Source organism: Aureibaculum marinum, assembly GCF_003813905.1.
GTDB lineage: Bacteria > Bacteroidota > Bacteroidia > Flavobacteriales > Flavobacteriaceae > Aureibaculum > Aureibaculum marinum.
Genome location: NZ_RPFJ01000064.1, coordinates 1 through 2,095, shown reverse-complemented (window position 1 = coordinate 2,095; position 2,095 = coordinate 1). Strand labels below are relative to the sequence as shown.

The window sequence follows — 2,095 nt, the reverse complement described above, 5'->3', positions numbered from 1 at the left end:
CATCAATTCCTATAACATCTACATAATTTTTCATATTTTTAAATATTATTTCCTTTTAGAAAGAAATGATTAATAAATGTTGCAATGACTATCACCTTTATTAGGAAAAAATTCCTTGTATTCCAAATGGTCCTAAGCAACCTAAGAGAGACAAGAGGACTCATACGTATAAAGGAACTGCTATTCCAAAGACCGTTATAGTTCTCCTCTTGTTTCTTAGTAAAGTTAATTAACTATTTAATAGCACGGTAAAGTAAAGAAGACCGTTGTATGCCATTTGAAAATAAACACGCCACAGAATTTTAACAAAAACCAATATGTCGAACTTTAAGCTTCTTTTTTCCGAATATTTTGAAATTGAAGAATCACAAATGACGGAATATGGAGCTTTAAATATTTGTTTGAGTTCTGACCTTCCTCTTTTTCTTGACCCTTTTTTATTATTTGCATCAGAGAAGCCAGAATATAAAGTACTTCATAAGCAAGTTGTGGAGCATCTTCTTCTATTAAAATCTTATGCCATAGAAAGCGATGGAAAAGATGTAGATATAAGTTTGTTTAGATTTCCTGAAATTAAACAAAACTGGCTAGGTTTAGCTCAATACGGTAATGGAGGTAAAGGACTCGGAATTAGATTTGCAAAAAGTGCTATTAAAGCCTTTAATGGGTTCTATAAAACTTTTGGAGAAGAAAAGATTACAGATGAAACTCATATTGAAAAATTAACCTTATTAAATTCAGGAGTTGGCAAAGATTTTATTAGTGATTTTACAACAAATTTAATTTTCGAATATCTACTGGAATATACTCAAAATTTCGCATTAAAATATCTTAATGAAAATCAAATAACTGATTTTTCAATAAGGTGTAAGTTTGATAGAGCTACAAAGACTTGGCAACCAAGAACATTCAAATTACCATATTTCTTTAGAGAAAAAAATGGTGATTTTATACTCTTAACTCCATTAGATATTTTGACTGTTGATGAAGCTATTATTAATAATGGTGACTTCTATAACAACTTCAATAATGTCACACGCTCAATTGGAAATGATTCATTACGAACAGCCGTCAATGATTACTTTAGAACACATTTACCTAAAAGGCCTAAGAAAAAAGATAAAATTGAGGCTTTCGTAAGAACAGTTGAACAATATCCTGATTTAGTTGACCTATATATAAGACTAAAAGAGGATAGTAAAAAGGTCGTTAGCGGAGTTGCTTTGTCTAAAATAGAGGAACTTAGAGACCAACTAATAGATTCTTTAACACCACTTTGTAACTTATTAAATGATAATAGTGAATTTTATTCTGTAAAGCCAAATAGCTATGAAGAAGCTTTAAAAAGAGCTAATTATTTAAAAGATGTCATAGAAAACAATGATGGTTATAGGATTTTCTATGACGGCACTAAACCAATTGCAAAAGAAGATACGATACAAAGAATATTTAGGTTGACTTGGTATGCATCTCCATTTGACGTAAATGCAGAAGTCAATAATGGACGTGGACCTGCCGATTATAAAGTTTCCTTTGGTAGCGGAGATTCGACAATAGTTGAATTTAAACTTGCAAAATCTTCTTCTCTTGAAAGGAATTTAGAAAACCAAACAAACATTTACAAGTCTGCTTCGAAATCATCAAATGATATTTCTGTTGTACTATGCTATACAGAAAATGATATAAGGAAAGTAAACCGAGTATTAAAAAAGATAGGAAAAGAAGGAGATGAAAATATTATTGTAATTGATGCAAGACGAAAAGCATCTGCGTCTAAAGTGTAAAAACGGCATACAACACGGTATAAAAAACATAGGGCGTTTGTGCTAAACCGAAAGGTCTGTGAATATTTACAAAGTCCGCTAAATATAAAATTTGGCGTTTATGATAGAAAAGATAAAAGCAAAATATTTATATTTAGCTAAGTAATAAACCGAAACGTAAGTGCTTATCACCTGCCCTACGTTTCTTATACGAGACGTTAGGAGTTATTAATACGGATGTTCGTAAAATCCAATGATTATGGAGAGAAATAAGAAGTAAAATAACCGAGACATTGTATTAGATAAAGGGTATTACTTTCACTCTAATCGAC

The 2,095-nt window shown here is 30.7% G+C and carries 1 protein-coding gene; it reads left to right on the top strand.

Annotation, left to right across the window (positions count from 1 at the left end; all coding sequences use genetic code 11):
• The first annotated feature begins 317 nt into the window (after window positions 1-317).
• Window positions 318-1,784 carry a hypothetical protein gene (locus EGM88_RS14620; RefSeq protein ID WP_123899169.1) on the top strand — a complete coding sequence of 489 codons (1,467 nt, stop codon included), beginning with the start codon at window positions 318-320 and terminating at the stop codon, window positions 1,782-1,784.
• Window positions 1,785-2,095: the final 311 nt, after the last annotated feature.